We start from the raw sequence: 15,631 nt of genomic DNA on the forward strand, positions 1-15,631 counted from the left end.
TTTGCTGCCATTCCACTCCCCGGCCATTGTTAAAACAACTCCACCAGCCGCTCCAGGGCCATGCCGCGCGATCCTTTGATGAGGATGGTTGAATGGGTGATGGGGCTGGCCTTTAATGCAGCAATGGCATCTTCGGCAGTAGCGTAAAATGCCGCTTCCTGGTTTTGAATTTTGAATTTTGAATTTTGACTTTCAAAGTCTTTCCCGATAAAAATGCGTTCGTCAACCGGGGTATCCAACGCTTTTTGGATCACGGAGGCATGTTCGGTGGCCGACTCGGGGCCCATCTCGAACATGTCGCCCAGGATGAGTACTTTGCGTGGGGCCTGCAGTTTGCCAACGTTTTCGATGGCTACAAACATGCTGCTGGGGTTGGCGTTGTAGTAATCGCAAATAAGGGTGTTGCTTTCCGTTTTCACAATTTGCGAGCGGTTGTTTTTGGGCTGATAGCCTTCAATTCCGGCGTTTATTTGCGCGGCAGGGATATTAAAATAGCTGCCTATGGCTATGGCTGCCAAAATATTATGCAGGTTATAAGCGCCGGTGAGCTGGGTTTTTACGGTATAGCTTTGGCCGGTTTTATTGTTGGTGTACTCCAAAGCAAGCAGCGGCGAGTTTTCGACCAGCTGGCCGCTCACCAAATCGTCGATAGTATTGGTGCCGTAATACACCACGTTGCCCAGCTTACGGGCGGCAGCCATATCAAGCAATGTTTGGTCGTCGCTATTAACAAAAACCGCGTTTGCTACCTGTTGGCCTGCCAAACTTGCGGACTTCCCGACTTCCGGACTTCCCGACTTTGCAAAATAATCATACAACTCGCCTTTGCCTTTCTTCACGCCTTCTACCCCGCCAAAACCTTCCAGGTGCGCTTTGCCTACGTTGGTAATTAAGCCGTGCGATGGCTGGGCGATGGTGCAAAGCAGTTGGATTTCTTTTTGGTGATTGGCCCCCATTTCGATAACGGCCACCTGGTGGCTGGCGTCGATGGTTAAAATAGTGAGGGGTACGCCTATATGGTTGTTTAAATTGCCCTGGGTGGCCTGGGTTTTAAAGTGTTGGGCTAATACGGCGTTGATCAACTCCTTAGTAGTGGTTTTGCCGTTGGTGCCCGTAAGGCCAATAACGGGGATGCTTAGCTGGCGACGGTGGTGGCGGGCCAGATCCTGCAGGGCGGTAAGCACATCGGCCACCAGCAAATACTCGTCGCCCAGCTGGTACGCGGGATTATCAATTACGGCGTACGCTGCGCCTGCGGCAATGGCCTGTTGGGCAAAGGTATTGGCATCAAATTTATCGCCCTTAAGGGCAAAAAACAGGCTGCCGGCCGCTATTTTGCGGGTATCGGTACTGATAACAGGGTGCTGCAGGTATAGCTGGTAAAGTTGCTGGGTAGTAATCATACGTGATGTAAAGTTAACAAAGCCCCCTTTAAATTGCGAAAGCAATCATGAATTCAATAAAAACAAACACATGAATAATCTCCCCGGAAGGGGAGACTTTTTTTTGAAGCGGCGTTGTTTTTTAAGTCCTCCCTACCGGGGAGGATTTGGCTGAAGCTACATATCCGGTTTTTTGGCAAAGCCTATCATGTTGACATCAACCAGCTCCAGTGCCTTTACCATGTGCTGAACTGTTTCTTTATATTTTTTAAAGTGCGGGGTTTGGATATGTGCCTGGTAGGCGGCGGTATCGGCGTATATCTCCAGGATGGTGATGTGCGCGGGATTGGTTTTATCGGCCACGGCATAATAGGTTAATACACCAGGCTCGACGCTCACGGCGGTGGTCATTTGCTGTTTGAGGGCGGCATTGTATTGATCTAACTGCGCCGGGTCGATCTGGATTTTTGCCAGCCTTACCATTTGATTTTTTTGCTGTGCCATGGTGGTGTTGGTTATGCCAAAGGTGATTATAGTGCAAATGGCCAACAGCAGCAACGCACTAACCGGGCCCGGGGTTGTTTTAAATACTTTCATATTATTGGTGGTTTAAGAGGAGAGTTAAATTTAGGATAAATTTATGTTGGGTGAGGATTATATTGTAATGTTTGGGAATTATCACGGAATGAAAGCTATTTGTTGTTTCGAACGGACGGGAATGGGTAAGGTGCAGGGGGTATTCCATTTTACACAAACGTTGGCTTTGAAAGCGGGCGAAGACTCACCCGGCGAGGCTTCGCCCGCCACCCTCTCTTCGGCTTCGCCGGAAAGAGGGGCTTGAAAGTTTATTATTTGTTTTTTAATTTAATATATTGATGTATAGCGTTCAAGTCCCTCCTTATGCCGCAGGTGAAGACTCGACCGGCTTCGCCGGAAAGAGGAGCTTGAAGGTTTATTATTTGTTTTTTAATTTATGTATTGATATACAGCGTTCAAGCCCCTCTTTACACCGCAGGTGAAGAGAGGGTGGCGGGCGAAGCCTCGCCGGGTGAGTCTTCGCCGCCATGCGATATACGTCATTTCTCTTTCGGAATCCATGACAGTCTTTATTTTTATATGTCATCCCCCCTGTTCATCCAACTTATCACCGCTTTAATTTCGCCGTAGCTGTAGTTATCGCCGAGGATTTGTTTGAGGGGCGAGAGCATTTGGGAGCCGTAGCTTTCAACGGCATCTTTAATGGCGGGGATTTTTTGGGCGGGTACCAGGGCTTCTACCTCCAGCTGGCCCGATTGTACAAAGAAGCAGAGGTGGCTTTCGATGGTCATGGGCGAGAGGCTGCGCTCGGCGGCAATTTCGGCAACGGTTTTGCCGGTTTGGTAAAGCCGGAGCGACTCGGTACGGGTATCGTTTGTTTTGCGGGCCTTGATAGTTGGTGCCGGACGGACGGACGCCGCCTTGCGTTCCCGCTTGGGCGATTTATAGGCAATTTTTGATTCGAGGCCTTTTTCTTTGGCGTAATCTTTCACGGGCTGCAACAGCTCGCGGCCGTAGCGGGCCAGTTTTACATCGCCGAAACCGGAGATAAGGCGCAGCTCGTCGAGGCTTTGCGGCAGGTAGGTAGCCATCTCCACCAGGGTGGCATCGGATACGATGATGTATGCCGGTACGTTTTCATGTTGGGCAATATCGTTGCGTACGCGTTTGATGCGGCTTAGCAGTTCGGCCTCGTGCGGTGGCGCCTGCACGTGGGTGTGAGTTTCTTCAACGGTTTCGCTTTCAATAAACTCAACCTTTTGCAGGCCTTTAAGCACGGCGGCGCTTTGGTCGGTAAGTTTTACAATGGGGTATTCGTCGCCGCCCATTTGCAGGTAGCCCATGGTAAGCAGCTCGCGAATGTAGCGCTGCCAGTCGGGCTTGCTGATATCGGCACCGATGCCATAGGTTTTAAGGTGTTTATGTTCGTCGCGGATCTTCTCGGATTTCGATCCTCGTAAAAAATCAATCACATAGTTGATACCGAAACGCTCGTTGAGCCGGGCCACGGCCGAGAGGGCTTTTTGGGCTATCAGCGTGCCATCAAAGCGTTTAAACTCGGTAAGGCACACATCGCAGGAGCCGCAATTGGGCGGGAAAGCCTCGTCAAAGTAGTTCATCAAATACTGGCGGCGGCAGCTTTGCAGCTGGCAGTAGCGCACCATATCGTTCAGCTTGTTCAGCATAATGCGGCTTTGGGCCTCGTTGCCCTCTATGCGTGCAAAATGCTGCAGTTTACCCGCATCGCCCGGCGAATATAATAACAATGCCTCGGATGCCAGCCCGTCGCGCCCGGCACGGCCGGTTTCCTGGTAATAGCCCTCGATGTTTTTAGGCAGATCGATGTGCACCACGTAGCGCACGTTTGATTTATTGATGCCCATGCCAAAGGCTATGGTGGCCACAATGATCTTCACTTCATCGCGTAAAAAGGCTTCCTGGTTGCGCACTTTGGTTTCGTTACTGAGGCCGGCGTTGTAGGCTTCGGCAGCGAAGCCTGCGGCTTTCAGGTCGTCGGCCAGGTCTTCGGTTGATTTACGGGAGAGGCAGTAGATAATGCCCGATTCATCCTTCCGCTCATTTAAAAAGGCGACCAGCTGTTGAAAGCTGTTCTTTTTGGGGATAACCCGGTAGGTGATATTAGCCCGGTTGAAGGACGATACAAATACTTTGGGCTTGTTAAGGTTGAGTTTCTCGAGGATATCCTTTTGCGTAAGCTTATCGGCAGTGGCGGTAAGCGCGATGACAGGCACATTCGGGAACTCGGTTTTTAACTGGGCCAGCATCAAATACTCAGGGCGAAAATCGTGCCCCCATGACGAGATGCAATGGGCTTCGTCGATAGCTATCTGTACTACATTCAGCGTTTTTAAAAAGGGAACGAGTTTGTTCTCGGCGCCGAACAAACGCTCGGGCGCAAGGTATAGCAGGCGGATTTGGTTGTTCCTTAATTTTTCTACCAGTTGGCGCTGCTCTTCGGGGTTTTGTGCCGAGTTTAGGAAAGCTGCCGGGATACCGCTTACGTTCAGGCTATCTACCTGGTCTTTCATCAGGGCAATAAGCGGCGAGATAACGATGGTTAGCCCGTTAAGCAATACCGCGGGCAGCTGGTAACATAATGATTTGCCGCCGCCGGTTGGCATCAGCGCCATTACATCCTGCCCGTTTAATATATGCTGGATAATAGCCTCCTGCTGGTGCCTGAAGGCGCTATAACCAAAATATTTTTGCAGGGCCGATAACGGAGTCATGATTTAGATGTGCAGATTACAGATTTCAGATGTGCAAATTGATTTGCTTTTTCAGGGGCAAAATACAAATTATCAGGGAGATTGCTAAAATTTTTAGATTTTTTGTGAGTGGATTTTGTCTGAACCCGGATTAAGCGGATTTTTCGGATTATTGGGATTTTGATTTTCAGGTTCCCATAGCGGAAGGAATCCTGGTGCAGACAGGTCATCTGCACATCTGTAATTTGAAATCTGCACATCTACCTAATGTAACAATATCCACATCTGCACATCTGAAATTTGCACATCTGCACATATTTTCCGCATATTTAGCTTTTACTACCATCTATATCAGTTTTATGATAAAAAAGCTACTTGTTGTGTTATTGGCTGTTGTTTCGGCAACGGTATCTTTCGCTCAAAAAATACAATCGCCGGATGAATTCCTGGGTTATAAGCTGGGTACCCAGTTTACCCCGCACTACCGCATTGTGGAGTATTTTAAATATGTTGCCCAGGCCTCAAAAAATGTGAAGCTGCAGCAGTTTGGCAGTACTAACGAGGGCCGTCCCTTGCTGGCCATGTTCATTGCATCGGATGAAAATATTGTCCGTTTGGAAGAGATCCGCCATAACAACCTGCGGGTAGCCGGTGTAGAAAGCGGACCTGTTATTACCAATGTACCCGTAATTACCTGGTTAAGCTATAACGTACATGGCAACGAGCCCGCATCAAGCGAAGCCGCCATGTGGACTTTATATGATTTAGTCGATCCATCAAACGCCCAAACCCAGGCCTGGCTTAAAAATACGCTGGTAGTTATCGACCCTTGCCTGAATCCGGACGGACGCGACAGGTATGTTAATTTTTATAATTCGGTACACGGTTTGTCGCCGGATGCTTACCCAACCTCGCGCGAGCATGCCGAGCCATGGCCGGGCGGCAGGGTAAACCACTACTACTTTGACCTTAACCGCGATTGGGCATGGCAGCAGCAAAAGGAAACCCAGGCCCGCGTTGGTTTGTATAACCAATGGCTGCCTCAAATACATGTTGACTACCACGAACAAGGCCCCAACGCTCCATATTATTTTGCCCCGGCTGCCGAGCCTTACCATAAAGACCTTACCCAATGGCAGCGCGATGCCCAGGTACTCATTGGTAAAAACAACGCCAAATACTTTGACCAAAATGGCTGGATGTACTTTACCAAATACGAGTTCGACCTGCTGTACCCATCCTATGGCGATACCTATCCATTATATAACGGCTCAATCGGTATGACTTATGAGCAGGGCGGTATTGGCGCAGGCCTGGCCGTAGTTAACCGTAGCGGCGATACACTTACTTTGGTACAACGGGTGGCGCACCACCACTCTACCGGTTTAAGTACGGTTGAAACGGCATCGGCCAATGCGCAAAAATTTAAAGATGAGTTTAAAAAGTTTTATGACAATAGCCGCACCAACCCGCCGGGCGAGTACAAAACCTATGTTATCAAAAACGATAACAACAATAAAATAAATGCCATGGCCAAACTGCTTGCCCGCAACGGTATTCAGTATGGTTTTGGTTTGGCCAATAAATCGGTAACCGGGTATGATTATATGAACGGCAAAACCGAAGCCTATACCGTTGGGCCTAATGACCTTGTGGTAAATGCCTATCAGCCCAAAGCGGTATTGCTGCATGTACTGCTGGAGCCAAAAACTATTATCCCCGATTCAAATACGTATGATATTACGGCGTGGTCGCTCCCATATGCATTTGGGTTGAAGGCTTATGGCATAAAAGAATCATTAAAACCGGCAAGTGCCGAGTGGAGCATTGCCGCGCCGAAGCCCCTGGTAAACACTCATGCTTATGCCTATGTATCATCATGGTCTTCGGTGGCGGATGTAAAATTCCTGGCGGCTTTGTTTAAGAAGAAGATAAAAGTGCGTTATGCCGAAAAATCATTCGATGCTGCCGGCAAAACTTTTGCGCCGGGCTCATTATTAATAACCCGCGCGGGCAATGACCGTGCCGATTTTGACCAGGTGGTTACCCAAACCGCTGCCGAGCTTAACCAGGAGGTTACGCCGCTGTCATCGGGCTTTGTGGATAAGGGATCAGACCTGGGATCAGATGCGGTACGCTACATCCGTCAGCCTAAGGTGATGCTGGTTGCCGGCGATGGCGTAAACTCCGAAGCCATGGGCGAAGTATGGCACTTGTTTGAAGCGCAATTGGGCTACCCTATTACGCTGATCAGGTACCAGGATATTCCCCGCACACGCCTGGCCGATTTTGATGTAGCTATTTTCCCTGACGGACGCTACGATGATTTCCCATCCGAGAAGTTGCAAAACTGGGTGCGCGATGGCGGCCGTTTAATTGCTATTGATAATGCTGTGGCATCGCTGGTTGATAAAAAAGGCATCCTGCTGAAAAAGAAAGAAGATAAAAAAGACGATAAGGATAAAGATAAGACCGTTAAAATTTATGGCGACCGCGACCGGGATGCTATCCGCGGCATGATTCCCGGGGCTATTTTTAAATTAAACCTGGATAATACCCATCCGCTTGGTTTCGGCCTGCCCGACTATTACTATTCATTAAAAATGAATGATGATATCTATGAGCTATTTGGCGGCGAAGACGGCTGGAATGTAGGTACTATAAAAAAAGACAGCTATGTATCGGGCTTTGCCGGTGCCGCAGCCAAACAAAAAATTAATAACGGTTTGCTGCTTGGCGTTCAGCCTATGGGCCGCGGCTCGGTTGTATATATGGTTGACGATCCGCTGTTCCGCAGTTTCTGGGAAAACGGTAAACTGTTGTTTAGCAATGCCGTGTTTATGGTGGGGCAGTAGGCCCCAGCCGAGCCCCCCAGCCCCCTGAAGGGGGAGCTTTTAATCGGATGTTTAGGGCAGGCCTAAAAATACTCACCATTATCCTGCCCTAACAATTATTTCACCATTCACTACTCACCACTCACCAACAGGGGCATCTTTAATTTTCTCGAGTATTGATGTTGGCAGATAAGGCCGTCCGCCGGTTGCGGGTACGCAGGTGCCCGTGAATACGGCTTTGGTCATCACCTTGTTATTAAAAATGATAGATTGTTTAAAATGCAGTTTGGGCAGGCCTGCTTTGTCAGTGTATAAGGTGCAGGTAACCGTAAATTCATCGCCTTTTTTTAACGACCGTAAAAAACTGATGCTGTAGTTTGATAGCACCATATGAACGCCATTTTTGGCCTCGGTTTCAAAATCGAAACCCAGCACTTCCCTGATATAGTCATGGCGGCAGTATTCCATATAAAACGGATAGTATAAGCCATCCATAATTTGCTGCACATCTATGTGCTCGTCCTTTGCAACGTAAGTTTTTGTGTATTCCATGGTGGTGTTATGTTAATCATTTAGTCTTGGTCGAAGGTCTTGAGGTCTGAGTTAAAAATGAAAAAATTAACTTTTGAGTCATGCCTTTTAATTCAAGACTTAACAGGTAGCCCGCAAATATATGGCAATCTGTTATATGGTATCTGCCAAAAATGAAGAATTGCGCCAGGCGCTACCGAGGCCAGGGAGACAAAAGAGGATTCCTGCAATGTATCAATCAAAGGAATGCCGGCAGTATATAATTACAAAAGGCAGCATAAGTATTGTTTTTTATTTTCCAGTTGTTGTAATTACCCGCAGTAACTACCACCACAAGCCGCAGCGATTTGCAAAAAAATATAGCGTTGCCGCCATTGCCTTTGGCCTCGGTAATATCATAGGCTTGTTTGTTGATGGTTTCCTGGTATGTCCAAAATTGGTAACCATAGCCTCCTTTTTTTATCAGCTTTAACTCGTTACGGGCTACATGAGTGCTCAAAGAAGAATCGGCCCATGCTTTGGTTAAAACATGTTGTTTATTCCAATTGCCATCATTCATATAGAGCATGCCTATCTTTAGCATATCTCTTGATGTTAAGCGCAGGCCCGAGGCAGCAGATGGCATGGATTTTTTAAAGAAGAGCCCGTTCCATTCAAATTTTTTGATGCCCAGCGGGACGAATAAATACTTTTCGGCAAATTTATCTATCGGCATCCCACTGGTTTTTTTGATGATCTCGGCCAGTATTTGCGTGTTGCCGCCACTGTAAACCCAATAGCTGCCGGGCTTATATTTGGTATCCCTGTTTAATATAAACCCAATCGGATCAACAGTAAGGTTCATCCTAACCTCGCTGTTCAGCGGATTTGAATAAGAAATATACTCGTTCCAGCTTAAGCCGCTGGTCATGGTAAGCAGATGGCGGATGGTGATTTTTGATTTTATAGAATCGTTATACCGGGCATACTCCGGGAAGTAGTTAAAAACTGGTTCATCAATACTACCGATGAACTTATGTTCAATAGCGATACCAATACAGGCTGATACAACGCTTTTGGTAATGCTGCGGCAGTCATGAAGGTCGCTGGCCCCGTGATCGATGTATCCCAAATTTTTCCCGTTGTTTTGATCGTACCCCGCAAAGTAATGTTCATATATAAGGTTATTATCCTTCATGATTAATAAACTGTGAATGTTAGGGAAACTATCCGCAAGTATCAGTTTTGTGAGTTGGATGATTTTAGAGGAATCTGATTTGAGTGTATCCAGGTTGTCCACAACAATACCGTCATTTAATAGTGGCGGCTTTGAATATGAATAAGCAGCCGGGCGGTAATGGCTGGTTTTACAACCGGTAAATGTGCATAAAGCTATTATCGAAGCAAATAAACTAATGGGGATATACCTGATTGATTTCATAATGCCATGTTTTGATTGAAGCAAAACTGGCGAATTATAAAAAAAGGAAAAATGAACCTATGTTAATAAATTTGCTTCCTGATACGGCTGAGCGCCTGGGGCGTTATACCAATGTAGGAAGCAAGGAATTTTAGCGGGATCTCTTTAACCAGCCGGGGCTTTTCTTTAAATAAATTGAGGTATCGTTCTTTTGCCTGGTATTTTAAAGCAGATAACTCTCTTTTAGCCTTAATCAGGTATATCTCTTCGCTCAAAATTCGTCCAAGAACATTTGAAACCGGCATGGTAGCATAAAGTTGCTGTAAATCATCATAAGAAAAACTCCAGATGATGGTTTCGGTAATTGTTTCTGCATTATATTCGGCAGGCTGGCGCGTCAAAAAAGAATCGTAACAGCACATAAGTTCGTTTTCAAATATGATGGCAAAGGTGATTTCTTTATCAAGCGATTGCCGGATAAAAAACCTTACAATACCTTTTTCAATAAATGAAATGCGGTTTTCAACCTGTCCTTCCTGTAACAGGAGGCTTCTTTTGGGTAACTCTTTCCGGGTCAGTTTTTTTGAGAATATTTCCCAGTCGTTATCGGCAATTGGAAAATGTTTTTCAAAATAAGTTCTGAACTGATGCATAGGTTGAAGGTGTAGCCTGCTATAGGCAGTATACAAACTTAATAAATTAATCACGAGGACTAAATTCCGACGTTAGCTTTTGATCGATACTGCAGCTTATTGACAAATCCGTTGAAGTTTAAAAAGAGCAGGCGGCTACTCGCCGGCTTTTAGGGACGCCGGCCCCGGCAGGAAAATTATGGAGCCTGCCATTCAAAGTTGCCACGATAAACCTGCACATAATAGGTATTAAGTTAGGCCGAATATCATTTTCCCCGGTGTTTGAGCGATTTACCCCCTTTGGCAATCATTAAAATGTTTCATATTTGAACTTCAAATAGGAAACATTTGAGCCGGCATCTTTGCCATATCGCAACCTGGATGTTATAACAGGCTGCAACCAATAAACCACAACAAAGCAACCTATAAATATGTGTAACTATATATTGAGTAAAAATTTCTTCATCGCACTGTTATTGGCAGCCCTGAACGGTATATGTTATGCCCAGCAGCCGGGATTTAATCCGGTTATTCCGGATTACTCCGCAGATCCCTCGGTAGTTACGTTCAATGGCGTGTATTATCTTTACGGAACATCAGACATTGACCAGAAGCTTGACAGGATGGGCCCGCCTGTGGTATGGAAATCGCCCGACCTGATTAATTGGAACTACAACGGGAATATATTACCGGTTATTGACTGGAGCAAGCCTTATACTTACAAAGACCGGAATGGCGCGGATAAAACCGGTTACTTCCGTTTTTGGGCGCCAGGGAAGGTATTTAAAAAGGATGGTGCATGCCAAATGTTTGCTACCATTGTTAAACCCGACGGGCAGGTGGGTACCTACCTGCTGGCAGCCGCGGTACCCGACGGGCCATTTCATTTTACTAATGGCACGGGTGTTTACTTTAACGAACCCGAAAAAGCCGGTGAAGAGACTAAACCCGTAGCGAATGATATTGACGGCGACCCGTTTGTTGACGATGACGGGTCGGCCTACCTGGTGTGGAGGAAAAGAAATATATCGAAACTTAGCCCCGACTGGAAAACCCTGACAGGAGATAAAATACTTATACAAACCTCGCGGTCCGGTTACTCAGAAGGCCCTTTCCTGTTTAAGCGCAAAGGGATTTATTATTATGTTTATACACTAAGTGGCGGCTCCAACTATGTGTATGCTTATATGATGAGCAAAACCGGCCCCCTGGGGCCGTATTCGGCCCCTTCCGGTCCCGATATTATACTACAGTCAGCTATCGCTGCCAATGTTTGGGGGCCGGGGCATGGCAACGTATTTGAAATGCCGGGCACCGGGCAATACGTTTTCTTTTACCTGGAATATGGTAATGGTTATACAACCCGGCAGGTTTTTGCCAATAAACTGGATTTTAATGCTGATGGCACCATCAAACCCGTGAAGGTAAACCGCGCCGGCATAGGCTCACTGTTAAAAAACAGCTACCCCGCGGCCATAAAGCCAGTGGCTGTTAAGGCATCGGGCTTCAAGCCTGATTCTTTAATCAAGTCTATTATCGACACCGCGATATCCGGTATTGCAGGTATTGCTCCCCGCGATAAGGGCGAAGGCGTTGTTGCCGTTCAGCGTATCATGAATGGTCAGCCCGAAAATGCGGTGGATGGCAACAACGGGACTTTCTGGATGGCATCCGGTAAAGATACCCAGCCCTGGCTTGAAGCCGACCTGGGATCGCCTGAAAAGATTAACAGGTGCGAGTTGTATTTTGTGGCCTCCACCTTAGGGCATACCTGGAAGCTGGAGAAATCAACTGACGGAAAAAAGTGGCTCACGGTTAAAATAAATACCGAACCGGTAGTGCGGTCGCCGGAGGTTGCCGCTAAAATAGGATCGGCAAGGTATCTTAGGGTAACCGTGCTGTCTGGTGTGCCGGGCCTGTGGGAAATGAAGATATATTAATGCCATCATGCTGAAAAGATGAACCAACATATAAAAGATTATATTTTACAAATATTCAGGGCCGTTGCCCTCGTTTCCAGCCTGGTACTATTAACTGTATTTTGGGGATGCGGCAACTTGCGTGCACAGAACCGGCAAAAAGCACGATACACCATATGTAACCCGCTGGACCTTGACTACAGATTTTGCCTTGATACGCCATCGCGCAGGGAGGCTGCCGACCCTGCCGTCATCGTTTTTAAAGGCGAATACTACCTTTTTGCTTCCAAATCGGGAGGATATTGGCACTCGCCCGACCTGAAGCAATGGAAACTTATAAAAACGAATGATTTGCCGTTGGAAGATTATGCGCCAACCGCCGTGGTAATAGGAGATACGGTTTTGTTTATGGCCTCTACCGGAAAGGATGGAGGCAAGATTTACAAAACGGGTAATCCGCAAAGCGGAAAGTGGACAGTTGCCAATCCGGCGTTTCCGATCAGCCTGGTTGACCCGGACTTGTTTCTTGATGATGATAACCGGCTTTATCTTTATTATGGCTGCTCAAATATCAATCCCATTTTTGTTGTAGAGCTCGACATGAAAACCCTGATGCCCAAAGCGCCGGCTGTTTCGCTTATCAATAGCGATCGTTCTGTTAATGGCTGGGAACGCTCGGGCGAGCATAACGAACTGCCCTCACGGCCATGGATTGAGGGGGCGTGGATGACAAAAGTTAAAGGAAAATATTACCTGCAATATGCTTGTCCCGAAACAGAATTTAAAAGCTATTCGGATGGGCTTTACACAGGCGATTCGCCGGTAGGCCCTTTCCACCTGGCCCCGAATAATCCGTTTTCTGCCAGGCAGGGAGGCTTTATAGGCAGCGCGGGCCATAGCAGTACCTTCCAGGACAAATACGGTAATTATTGGAGAATCTCGACAATGACCATATCGGTACATCACCGGTATGAGCGCCGGTTGGGGATTTTTCCGGCTTTCTTCCGGTCCCCGGATGACGCTTATACTTACACCGGTTATGGCGACTATCCTTTTTTTGTACCTGATAGCCGGATAAGCGGCCCCCCTGATCTGGCTACAGGATGGGCGTTGCTGTCTTACAACAAGCCGGTTTCGGTTTCGTCCCAAATTAAGGGGCATGAGGCTTCATTGGCGACGGATGAGGATGTCAGGACATATTGGAGCGCTGCAACCGGCAGTGATAAGGAATGGATAAGTATGGATTTGAAAGCCAGAAGCAGAATTAATGCGATACAAATAAACTTTGCCGATCATCATGCCGGGATATATGGGCGGAAACCCAATGCCGCTTATGATTATTTACTGGAAGTATCGGCCGACAATGCCCATTGGAAATTAATAAACAATACCTGGTTAACAGCGCTGGATAACCCACACCCCTATATTGAATTGGTTAAACCTGTAATTGCAAGGTATGTGCGTATCAGGAACGTAAGTGTTCCCGGCGGCACTTTCGCATTATGGGGGCTGCGGATATTTGGGAAGCCATTACAGCAACTGCCCAAAGAAAAAATTACTTTTACTGCAGTGAGGGATAGTGCCGACAGATGCCGTATTCGTTTAAAATGGCCTGCCGCTCAATCTTCAGCAGGCTATAATATCAAGTATGGCATAGCACCCGGCAAATTGTATCAGAACTACCAGGTAAATGGAAAAAACGGCGCCGAAATCGGAAATTTAAATAGCAAACAAAGCTATTACTTTACCGTGGAGCGTTTTAACGAAAACGGCATCGTCAAAAGCGGTCACGTCGTATTCATTAAATGACACCACCGGCGAATATGGATTTATCCTGAACGATGTTGCCGCCGGGTAATAATACAAAATAACTGCATTGACAGATTTTAACCAACAATAAAAATGATAAAAAAAACGGTACTTATTCAACTGATCGCCTTGCTGACAGTGCGCGCCGGCGTAGCTAATGCGCAAACAAAACTCGATATCAATGCGAAGCAATTTTTCCTTTTTTCGTATTTTGTTGAGCAGGACGCCGGTGTTAACCTTGCTATAAGCACAAATGGTATAAATTGGCTGCCCGTTAACCACGGAAAGGTTGTAGCAACACCACAGGTGGGCGAAAAGCTGATCAGGGACCCCAGCATCAACCTGGGAGCAGATGGAATTTTCCGGATGGTATGGACCACAGGGTGGAAAGGTAAGAACATTGGCTATGCCGAATCCAAAGATCCGGCAAAATGGGGAGATGAAAAAGCCATTCCTGTAGGTTCAGGTATAGATAGTACCAACAATTGCTGGGCACCCGAAATATTTTTTAACCCTCAAAAGAAAAACTACATGATCTATTGGTCGTCAAATATCGGTCCGTGGAAAAAAGGAGGAGAAGGCAGGATATATTTTGTAACTACAAAGGATTTCAAGGTATTTAGCAAGCCCGCTGTTCTTTTCCGCAACGGATCGCCGGCGGGCGGTGCAGCCGGCAACCAGGGGCCGATAGATGCTTTTATTTATAAGGACCACAAACGCTACCTTTTATTTTATAAAAAGGACGATAACACCCATATTCCTAATATTTATTATCGGGCCAGCCAGAGCCCTGAAGGGCCCTGGGGCGATGAACATGGGCCGGTGACCCCATCAACAGGTGATGAAGGCCCGTCGATAGTAAAAATAGGTTCAAACTATTGCATGTTTACAGATCCCTTCGAGAGCGATTTTGCCTACATGTTTACCTCGAAAGATCTGAACACTTGGAAACGCCAACCAACTGATCTTAAAATGGCGCACGGAACGGTTATCGAAATTTCTAAACAAACAGCCCTTAAACTATTGAACGAATAAATTATTCGCCCTTGTTGGTGTTCATCCCTAACCGGGACAGGTTAGCTGTAAATGATTTAAACAGATAACATCTGATTTTATATATAGAGACTAACAAAATGCCTCTGAATTTTTTCAGGGGCATTTTGATGGTATGTTAGATATCGGAAAATAATTCAGCCCGATTTTAAAATTCCACCTCGAAAATCAATCTATACCTTCTTGTAAATAGCATCCAAATTCCTGCCCATTTCTTTATAATCCAGCCCATAGCCCACTACAAATTCATTTTCAATTTCAAAACCAACATATTTTAGCTCGTCGATTTTCTTTTGCAGGGCAGCAGGCTTTAACAACAATGAACATACTTTAATAGAAGCCGGACCACGTTGTTTCAATTTGTCTATCAGGTAATGTACGGTGTTTCCGGTATCAACAATATCCTCAATAATCAGCACGTCGCGGCCTTTTATATCCACAATTAAATCAATATCGTCGCGGATTTTCAGTTTACTGGTAGTTCCGCCATAATAGGAGGCCAGCTTTGTGAACGAGATTTCGCAGGGGATAGAAATTTGCTTTATCAGGTCGGCTATAAACAGGAAGCTTCCGTTAAGTACTCCCACAAATACCGGAATACTCTGTTTGAAATCTTCATTTAACTGTAGGCCGATAGCTTTTACACGTTCTTCAATCGTTTCGGCATTAATAAGGGGCTCAAACTCAAGGTCTGCGATTTTGATTTTCATTGATTTGTTTTTACGGGGTATTGCCGATGATCTATCGTATTACTGTTAATGCCTCGGCCATTACAATTTTAATCTCCTAAAATAGTAAAATCGCTC

Annotated in this window: 12 protein-coding genes; 5 read left to right on the top strand and 7 right to left on the bottom strand. The window is 46.4% G+C overall.

Features of this window, described 5'->3' with window-relative positions:
- Nucleotides 1–29 precede the first annotated feature (29 nt).
- Nucleotides 30–1,403: a UDP-N-acetylmuramoyl-tripeptide--D-alanyl-D-alanine ligase gene (locus tag PQ469_RS00130; RefSeq protein ID WP_337993749.1), complete on the bottom strand. Its 1,374-nt coding sequence runs from the start codon at nt 1,401–1,403 to the stop codon at nt 30–32.
- 156 nt (nt 1,404–1,559) lie between these two features.
- On the bottom strand, nt 1,560–1,979 hold the full coding sequence (locus tag PQ469_RS00135; RefSeq protein WP_274211181.1) for a putative quinol monooxygenase: 420 nt from the start codon (nt 1,977–1,979) through the stop codon (nt 1,560–1,562).
- A gap of 88 nt (nt 1,980–2,067) precedes the next feature.
- Here PQ469_RS00135 and PQ469_RS00140 point away from each other — a divergent pair, with 88 nt between their 5' ends.
- Nucleotides 2,068–2,223, top strand: coding sequence for a hypothetical protein (locus tag PQ469_RS00140; protein ID WP_274211182.1), 156 nt, complete (start codon nt 2,068–2,070; stop codon nt 2,221–2,223).
- A gap of 271 nt (nt 2,224–2,494) precedes the next feature.
- Here PQ469_RS00140 and recQ read toward each other — a convergent pair whose 3' ends face one another.
- A complete protein-coding gene (gene recQ, locus PQ469_RS00145; protein WP_274211183.1) occupies nt 2,495–4,669 on the bottom strand; it encodes a DNA helicase RecQ in 2,175 nt (724 codons plus the stop codon).
- 338 nt (nt 4,670–5,007) lie between these two features.
- Here recQ and PQ469_RS00150 point away from each other — a divergent pair, with 338 nt between their 5' ends.
- Entirely contained in the window at nt 5,008–7,503 is a 2,496-nt protein-coding gene (locus tag PQ469_RS00150; protein ID WP_274211184.1) for a M14 metallopeptidase family protein, read from the top strand.
- A gap of 114 nt (nt 7,504–7,617) precedes the next feature.
- Here the strand turns inward: PQ469_RS00150 and PQ469_RS00155 are convergent, their stop codons facing one another.
- The 3 genes from PQ469_RS00155 to PQ469_RS00165 form a co-directional block, all read right to left on the bottom strand.
- Entirely contained in the window at nt 7,618–8,034 is a 417-nt protein-coding gene (locus PQ469_RS00155; protein ID WP_090652224.1) for an acyl-CoA thioesterase, read from the bottom strand.
- 217 nt (nt 8,035–8,251) lie between these two features.
- Entirely contained in the window at nt 8,252–9,433 is a 1,182-nt protein-coding gene (locus PQ469_RS00160) for a serine hydrolase domain-containing protein (protein WP_274211185.1), read from the bottom strand.
- A 62-nt stretch (nt 9,434–9,495) separates the two neighbouring features.
- Complete coding sequence (locus PQ469_RS00165) at nt 9,496–10,065, bottom strand: Crp/Fnr family transcriptional regulator (protein ID WP_274211186.1); 570 nt, start codon at nt 10,063–10,065, stop codon at nt 9,496–9,498.
- A 410-nt stretch (nt 10,066–10,475) separates the two neighbouring features.
- Between PQ469_RS00165 and PQ469_RS00170 the strand changes: the two genes are divergently transcribed.
- The 3 genes from PQ469_RS00170 (at nt 10,476) to PQ469_RS00180 (ending at nt 14,807) form a co-directional block, all read left to right on the top strand.
- Nucleotides 10,476–11,984 carry a family 43 glycosylhydrolase gene (locus tag PQ469_RS00170; RefSeq protein WP_274211187.1) on the top strand — a complete coding sequence of 503 codons (1,509 nt, stop codon included), beginning with the start codon at nt 10,476–10,478 and terminating at the stop codon, nt 11,982–11,984.
- An 18-nt stretch (nt 11,985–12,002) separates the two neighbouring features.
- On the top strand, nt 12,003–13,772 hold the full coding sequence (locus tag PQ469_RS00175; protein WP_274211188.1) for a family 43 glycosylhydrolase: 1,770 nt from the start codon (nt 12,003–12,005) through the stop codon (nt 13,770–13,772).
- Nucleotides 13,773–13,865: 93 nt separating this feature from the next.
- On the top strand, nt 13,866–14,807 hold the full coding sequence (locus tag PQ469_RS00180) for a glycoside hydrolase family 43 protein (protein ID WP_274211189.1): 942 nt from the start codon (nt 13,866–13,868) through the stop codon (nt 14,805–14,807).
- A 191-nt stretch (nt 14,808–14,998) separates the two neighbouring features.
- On the opposite strand, the gene hpt is transcribed toward PQ469_RS00180, so the two are convergent.
- Complete coding sequence (gene hpt, locus PQ469_RS00185) at nt 14,999–15,535, bottom strand: hypoxanthine phosphoribosyltransferase (RefSeq protein ID WP_090652258.1); 537 nt, start codon at nt 15,533–15,535, stop codon at nt 14,999–15,001.
- Nucleotides 15,536–15,631: the final 96 nt, after the last annotated feature.

The organism is Mucilaginibacter sp. KACC 22773, from assembly GCF_028736215.1.
Lineage (GTDB): Bacteria > Bacteroidota > Bacteroidia > Sphingobacteriales > Sphingobacteriaceae > Mucilaginibacter.